This is a genomic window from Reyranella sp., assembly GCF_050185545.1.
Lineage (GTDB): Bacteria > Pseudomonadota > Alphaproteobacteria > Reyranellales > Reyranellaceae > Reyranella.
Map to the genome: position 1 here is coordinate 1 of NZ_JBFWZI010000284.1, position 6,803 is coordinate 6,803.

At 66.9% G+C, this 6,803-nt stretch carries 7 protein-coding genes; 2 read left to right on the forward strand and 5 right to left on the reverse strand.

Features of this window, described 5'->3' with window-relative positions; translation table 11 throughout:
• Positions 1–220 precede the first annotated feature (220 nt).
• Genes der through AB7O82_RS36120 form a run of 3 tightly spaced genes read right to left on the reverse strand, consistent with a single transcriptional unit; the run spans position 221 to position 3,678 of the window.
• The gene (gene der, locus AB7O82_RS36110; RefSeq protein ID WP_428554340.1) at positions 221–1,666 is read right to left on the reverse strand and encodes a ribosome biogenesis GTPase Der; all 1,446 of its coding nucleotides are present in this window, start codon (positions 1,664–1,666) and stop codon (positions 221–223) included.
• Positions 1,653–3,023: a PQQ-binding-like beta-propeller repeat protein gene (locus AB7O82_RS36115; RefSeq protein ID WP_428621685.1), complete on the reverse strand. Its 1,371-nt coding sequence runs from the start codon at positions 3,021–3,023 to the stop codon at positions 1,653–1,655. The genes der and AB7O82_RS36115 overlap by 14 nt, the downstream gene beginning before the upstream one ends.
• A 4-nt stretch (positions 3,024–3,027) precedes the next feature.
• Positions 3,028–3,678 (reverse strand): tetratricopeptide repeat protein, encoded by a 651-nt coding sequence (locus AB7O82_RS36120; protein WP_428554345.1) that lies wholly within the window; start codon positions 3,676–3,678, stop codon positions 3,028–3,030.
• Here AB7O82_RS36120 and AB7O82_RS36125 point away from each other — a divergent pair.
• Positions 3,655–4,182: a DUF2794 domain-containing protein gene (locus tag AB7O82_RS36125; protein WP_428554347.1), complete on the forward strand. Its 528-nt coding sequence runs from the start codon at positions 3,655–3,657 to the stop codon at positions 4,180–4,182. The genes AB7O82_RS36120 and AB7O82_RS36125 overlap by 24 nt on opposite strands.
• Positions 4,183–4,187: 5 nt before the next feature.
• On the opposite strand, the gene AB7O82_RS36130 is transcribed toward AB7O82_RS36125, so the two are convergent.
• Together AB7O82_RS36130 and AB7O82_RS36135 are read right to left on the reverse strand one after the other, a co-directional pair.
• Positions 4,188–4,406 (reverse strand): bacteriocin, encoded by a 219-nt coding sequence (locus AB7O82_RS36130; protein ID WP_428554350.1) that lies wholly within the window; start codon positions 4,404–4,406, stop codon positions 4,188–4,190.
• 141 nt (positions 4,407–4,547) lie between these two features.
• Complete coding sequence (locus AB7O82_RS36135; protein ID WP_428554352.1) at positions 4,548–5,516, reverse strand: AraC family transcriptional regulator; 969 nt, start codon at positions 5,514–5,516, stop codon at positions 4,548–4,550.
• A gap of 122 nt (positions 5,517–5,638) precedes the next feature.
• Here AB7O82_RS36135 and AB7O82_RS36140 point away from each other — a divergent pair, with 122 nt between their 5' ends.
• Positions 5,639–6,658: a homocysteine S-methyltransferase family protein gene (locus tag AB7O82_RS36140; RefSeq protein WP_428554355.1), complete on the forward strand. Its 1,020-nt coding sequence runs from the start codon at positions 5,639–5,641 to the stop codon at positions 6,656–6,658.
• Positions 6,659–6,803 lie beyond the last annotated feature (145 nt).

Below are 6,803 nucleotides of genomic sequence, written 5' to 3' on the forward strand. Positions count from 1 at the left end.
CAACCCCCACGCCGCTCACCTACTCAGGTCTGGAAAAGGTACAGGTGTCGGCGTCTTCGCCGACGGAGGGGTCATGGCGTTGACTGCGGGCGTCACGCCCGCTCACGAGTTTCCATGGTTGGGCTGGACGCCCGCGGTCAACATGAACCATGACCCCTCCGTCGCCGTATGACGGCGACACCTCCCCAGCAAAGCTGGGGAGGAGGATGAGAAGCGCGCCCTACGCCTTGCGCCTCTTCCCCACGTAAGGGTTGCGGGGCTTGCGCATGGTGAACCGGATCGGCACGCCGGGCAGGCCGAAATCGTCGCGCAGGCGGTTGGTCAGGAAGCGCAGGTAGTCGTCGCCCAGTTCCTCCGGCTGGCTGACCGACAGCACGAACGTCGGCGGGCGGATCTTGATCTGGGTCATGAAGCGCAGGCGGATGCGCCGGCCCTTGGCGAGTGGCGGCGGATGGAGCGTCTCCATCTCGCGCAGCCAGCGATTGAGCCTGGGGGTCGGCACGCGCTTGTTCCAGATGTCGAAGATCTCGAACACCTTGGGCATCAGGCGCTCGACACCGCGCCCGTTGAGGGCCGAGAAGCCGACGATCGGCACATCCTTGACCTGGGCGAACGAGGCCTCGAGCCGGTCGGCGAGCTTGCGCCAGGCCCGCGTCGCCGCCGCCTGATCGTCGGCCAGCAGGTCAGTCTTGTTGACCGCGATCACGAGCGCCCGCCCCTCCTCGATCACCCAGCCGGCGACAGCGAGATCCTGCTTCTCGGCCATGTTCGCGGCATCGAGCACCACGACCACCACGTCGGCCAGCCGGATGGTATCGAGCGTATCGGCCACCGAAGCAGCCTCGAGCTTCTCCTCGATGCGGCTGCGCCGGCGCATGCCCGCGGTATCGACCAGCCGCACCGGCCGGCCGCGCCACTGCCAGTCGACGCGGATGGAATCGCGGGTGATGCCGGCCTCGGGCCCGGTGAGCACGCGCTCCTCGCCGATCAGGCGATTGAGCAGGGTCGACTTTCCGACGTTGGGTCGGCCGACGATCGCCAGCAGCAGCGGTCGCTTCGCCCCCTCTGCGTCGTCCTCGGCGCATTCCGTGTCGGCTTCGAAGGCCTCCTCATCGCCCTCCGGCGCAGGCGCAATGTGACGCGTCAGGGCGTCGTGCAGATCGCTGAGCCCCTCGCCGTGCTCGGCCGAGATCGGCACCGGCTCGCCGAGACCGAGACCGTGCGCTTCCGCCAGGCCCTGCTGGCCGGCACGGCCCTCGCACTTGTTGGCGATCACGATCACTTTGGAAGCGCGGCGGCGCAGCCACGAGGCAAAGCTCTCGTCGAGCGGCACGATGCCAGCGCGCGCGTCGATCAGGAACAGCACGACGTCGGCGCTGTCGACGGCGCGCTCGGTGAAGCGGCGCATGCGCGCCTCGAGCGCCTCGCCGCCCGCGGTCTCCCAGCCTGCCGTATCGAGCAGGGTGAAGGCGAGATCGCCGAGCTGTGCCGGCGATTCGCGGATGTCGCGCGTCACGCCGGGCGTGTCGTCGACGATGGCGCGCCGGCGGCCGACCAGCCGGTTGAACAGGGTGGACTTGCCGACGTTGGGCCGGCCGACAATGGCGACCCGCGGCGCCGCACGGGGCGTGCCCGCGATCGTCGCGCCGTCGTCAGCGGAGGGCAATGAGGCGGCCCGAGTCGGTCAGAAGGTAAATCGTGCGGTTGGCGATCACTGGTCCAAGTCGCACCGGGTCGCGCACCGCGAGCTTGCCGAGGACCTCACCCGTGTACGGCGAGATGGCGAGCAGATCGCCCATCGTGCCGGCGACCAGCAGGCGATCGCCAGCCAGCACCGGGCCCGACCATAGCACCGGCGTCGTGCGCTTGGCGTCCTCGTACTGGGTGAGCTGCGTCACCCATTTCACCTTGCCGTTGTTGCGGCCGATGGCGGCGACATCGGCGGCGCTGGTCGTGACGAACACGAAGGCGCCGGCTGCCCAGGGCGTCTGGCTGCCGCCGATGCCGCGCTCCCACAGGCGCTGACCGCTGTTGAGATCGACCGCCGAGAGCTGGCCTGCGGTTCCCATCGCCAGCACCACGCCGCGATCGATCACGGGACGGCCGCGAATGTCGGTGAGATTGCCGAACGCCCGAACCTCGCCGCGCGCGCCGATCAGCGATTCGTTCCAAGTGGCGCGGCCATTCTCCAGGCGAAGCCCGACCAGCTCGCCGGAACTGAACGGCGCCACGACATAGTCGCCCGAGCCGGCCGGGCTGTTGCCGGTGACGAAGCCCGCCGCTTCCTGCAGGGCCGAATACTGCCACAGGTCGCGCCCGTCGACGGCGGCCAGGGTTTGCAGCTTGTTGTCGATCGAGATGACGAACACACGATCGGCGAAAACCAGGGGCGAGCCGCGCACCGGCGCGCTCACCGTCGAATTCCAGACTTCGTTGCCGTTGGCGGGATCGAGTGAGTAGACCGTGGCGAAGCCGGTGGTTACGAACAGACGCCCGCCATAGTAGGCCAGCCCGCCGCCGAACTCGTCGCCGTCGCGTGCCTTCTCGGGCTTCAGTGTGACGCGCCAGATCAGCTGGCCGGTATCGGCGTTGAACGCCGATACGGTGCTCTGCGCATCCTTGGCGAAGACCTTGCCCTCGGCGACGATCGGCGGCGTTGTCAGGATGCGAGACGACGTGGAGCCTGCCCCGACATCGGCGGTCCAGATGATCTGCGGCGACTCGCCGACCGCCAGGTTGTGCATGGCGTAGTTGGCAAAGCCGCCCGACTGAGGCCACGAATCGTTGACCGTCGGCGCCGGCAGCACGACCTGGACATTGGCCATGTCGCTGTCGGGCTCGAGCGCGCCGCGCTCGGAGAACACGGAAACGCGTTCGCCCGGCAGCGGTTCCTTCCGCTTGCCGACGAAATAGTCGACGACGTCGCAGGCCGTCAGCGAGGTGATCAGGACCAACGCGCCAAGAAGTCGACCGGCGATACGACAACCGGCGACACGGGCCGGCGGCGGCACCTCGATGCTCATGGACCTACTTCGCCTCCGCCCCGCCGCCGTAGAGATTGAGCATGGCGGTGACCCGCTGGATCGCCCCCTGCGGCACCGCAGGATCCTTGGAGATCTCGGTCCACACTTCACGGGCACGCTTGAGATCGCCCTTGTGCATGGCGACCAAGGCCTGCAGCTCGCGCACGCTGAGACGGAACGGGCGATCCGGCCCGGCCAGCGGCTCCAGTCTCGCGATCACCTCTTCGGCCGTGGGCGAGTCCACGCTCTTGAAGCCGGCGATCACGTTCGCAAGATCGGTCAGTTCGGGCGTGGACAGGCTCGGCGCGACGGCCAGCAGCGCGGCGACTTGCGCCTCCTGCGGCTCGTTCAGCTGGGCAGCTATCATGGTCGCAAGGGAGCGATAGGGCTCAGGGGCGCTCTTGGCCTGCTGGTCGAACTCGGCGCGCGCCGCCTTCGGATCCTGGCTGATCTTGGCCAGGGCAGCCGAGTACGCGGCGCTCGCCTCGGCACGCTGGGCGGCATCGTACTGGCGCCAGCCCACCAGGCCCGCAACCGCGACCACGACCGCCACCGCGGCCGCTACGACCCAGGTGCCGTAACGAGCCCACCATTCCTTGAGCTCGTCCTTGCGGACGGCCTCGTCGACCTCGTGGAAGGCGGCGGAATCGGACACGGCGAACCCCTGGATTATCGCGAAATATCAACAGATTTGGCGGCGGTTCATAGCCCCCTGTCGGAGCTTTGGCAAACCGCCGGGCGGGGCAATTTCGTGACGCTTTACGCCCGGCGGCGCTTCTGCAACAATTCTTCTACTCGCAATGAATTTCGACGCGGCTGCATGACCGACCTGTATCGTTTGCCCGACCACCGGGCCCGGCGTCGCGTTGTATCCTTCAATCGACAGGAACTGTCGCGCCTGCTCAATCTCTACAGCCTTCGCGTCGCCTCGGGCGAATGGCGCGACTATGCCATCGATTTCCGGCCGGGCATGGCGATCTTTTCGATCTTTCGCCATACTGCCGAGCAGCCGCTGTTCGCCATTGCCAAGGTGCCCGCAAGCGGCGGCAGTGGCGGCGGCTACATGGTTTACAACGGGCCGCGCAAACTGGCGCACGGCGAGTCGCTCGAAGACGTCCTCAGCGTCTTCGACCGCAAGCTCCGGCTGCTGCTGAGCTGACGCCTCTACTGCTTGGGTGTGGTCGCCGCGCCAATGCCGGCGCCGACGGCGGCGCCTGCCAGGGCCGGCGCAAGCAGCGGCCAACCCGCAATAGCACCGATTGCCAGGCCGGTGCCGGCACCAATGCCGCCGCCCGTCACGGCGCGTTCACCCCAGGTGTCGCCGCACGCCGACAGCGACAGGACCAGCGGCAGGGCAATCAGAACGATCAGCTTCGACTTCATGATCGGGCCTCGAGAATAGAGGGGCAGCCGCGCACCGGCTTCGAGACAATTTCATTCGCCGCTTGGCGCGGCCCTTATGGCTCGACCTTCTCTTACTTTATTTCTCTTGTCAATATACTGCGGTAAGGCGCTGAAATACCGTCATGAATCGTTCCTGCCTTGTTGCTCCCGCCAGCGCGCCGGGGGCTCACCGAACGCTCGCTTGAAAGCGCGATTGAAGGCGGCCTCCGACTCGTAGCCGATGGCATGGGCGATCTGGGCGATGCTCTGGCCGTCACGCCGCAGTTTCTCCTGTGCCACCTGGAGACGCCATTGCGTGAGGTAACGGATGGGCGGCAGGCCGACGAGCGCCGTGAATCTCTCGTTGAAGGCGCTTCGCGACATCGAGACCTCGCGGGCGAGCTGCTCGATGGTCCACGGCGCCCCGATCCGTCCATGAATCAGCGTCAGGGCATGGCCGATCTGGGCGTCGTTCAGCCCCTTCAGCAAGCCCGTCCTGGCACCGTCAAGGGTCGCCGCGTAGTCGCGCATGGCCTCGACGAGCAACAGCTCCGATAGCCGTGCAATCATTGGCAGAGACGCCATCTTGCCAGCGATAAATTCGCGCGCCGCGAAGCGCACCGAGGCCTCGACCCAATCGCGCGAGGCTCCCTTACTGATGTCGAGCCTGAGTAGGGGCGGCAGGCTGGCGATCAGCAGGTTCGGACTATGCTCCGTCGTCAGATAACCGCAGACGATGTTGGTCGCCTCACCGCCACCGCCGTGGTCGATCTGCAGCAAGCCACCTTCCCGCCCGGGGCGAATCAGCTCGTCGGCGGCGACGGCAGGCACGCCTGGCCCGCTCGCCAGAAGATGCGCATCGTTGCGCGGCAACAGCACAACCTCGCCCGCGCTGACCTCGACCGGCGATTCGCCCTCTACCATGCAGACCAGCCGCCCGCTCAGGACGACATGGTAGGCAATTATGTGGCCGGGCATGCCACGGAACGCCCCGACGTCCTGTGGCGTGATGTGGGAGGTCGTGCACCACGGCGCCGTGAAGCGCGCTTCGAGGAAGATGCCGCCTGTCAGGCGAATGGCGCCCAGGAGTTGCGACAAGGGATCGGTCATTCGGAACCCTCACGGAATTCGGCTGGTCGGACAAGAGAAACGGCCGGCCGGTCATTTCCCTTGGTCCGGGATTCCATATTTTCCGCGCCCCTACCAGAGCCTCTTCACAGGGTGTGCCGGTCATGAGCGTCCCCGCCAAATATCGCCGTCGGTTGCCACAGGTAGCCGATCGGCTCTTCCTGACCGACGGAGGCATCGAAACCTGCCTGCTCTTTCACGACGGATTCGAGCTCCCGCACTTTGCCGCCTTCCACCTGATTCACGATGCGCGCGGACGCCAGGCGCTGACACGCTACTACGAGCGGTTCATCGCGATCGCCAAGGCCGACGGGCTGGGTTTCGTCCTCGAGAGCCCGACCTGGCGCGCCAGCGCCGAGTGGGGCGGCAAGCTGGGCTACGACGGGTCGGACATCGTCGCGGTCAACCAGGCGTCGATCCGGCTTCTGCTCGACCTGCGCACCCGTCATGAATCGACCGAGATGCCCATGGTCGTGAGCGGCTGCGTCGGCCCGCGCGGCGACGGCTACGATCCCGGTCAGCTCATGTCGGTCGACCAGGCGGCGGACTACCACCGCCTGCAGATCGAAGCCTTCGCCGAAGCAGGGGCGGACATGGTGACCGCCATGACGATGACCAACGTCCCTGAAGCAGCCGGCATCGCGACCGCGGCGAAGCGCGCGGCCATGCCCGTCGTAGTCGCCTTCACGGTCGCGGTCGATGGCCGCCTGCCGACCGGACAAACGCTGGCCGATGCAATCGGTGCGGTCGACGCGATGACCGACGGCGCGCCCTCCTACTACATGATCAATTGCGCCCATCCGGCCCATTTCAGCGATGTCCTCGACGGGCCGTGGGTGCGGCGGATTCGCGGCCTGCGCGCCAATGCCTCGCAACGCAGTCACCATGAACTCGACGAATCGCCCAGTCTTGACACTGGCAATCCGGTCGAGCTCGGGCGCCAGTATCGCGACCTTGTCCGCCGGCATCCTCAGATCAACGTGCTGGGCGGCTGCTGCGGCACCGACCATCGCCACATCGAATGCATCGCGCTTGCCTGCCGCGATGTCGTCGAGTTCCCGCCCTGGCGACGCAAGGCAGGCTTCGGCAAGGTTGGCCTCGAGCACGCCGGCAGCCGCTTCTGATCGCAGTCCCGGCACAGGAACCGCCTTCGAGCACGTCCGTTTCGGACAAATCAAAGCGGCCCCAACAAAGCGGACCCAACTCGACGAGGCAACCATGCAGGACCCACGATACCCGGCCGTCATGTCTGCCGACGTGAACCGCCGC

Bases quoted from the DNA above. Each gene is read 5' to 3' on its own strand.
- AB7O82_RS36115 (WP_428621685.1), bottom strand. From the start codon at position 3,023: ATGAGCATCGAGGTGCCGCCGCCGGCCCGTGTCGCCGGTTGTCGTATC.
- AB7O82_RS36130 (WP_428554350.1), bottom strand. From the start codon at position 4,406: ATGAAGTCGAAGCTGATCGTTCTGATTGCCCTGCCGCTGGTCCTGTCG.
- AB7O82_RS36135 (WP_428554352.1), bottom strand. From the start codon at position 5,516: ATGACCGATCCCTTGTCGCAACTCCTGGGCGCCATTCGCCTGACAGGC.
- AB7O82_RS36140 (WP_428554355.1), top strand. From the start codon at position 5,639: ATGAGCGTCCCCGCCAAATATCGCCGTCGGTTGCCACAGGTAGCCGAT.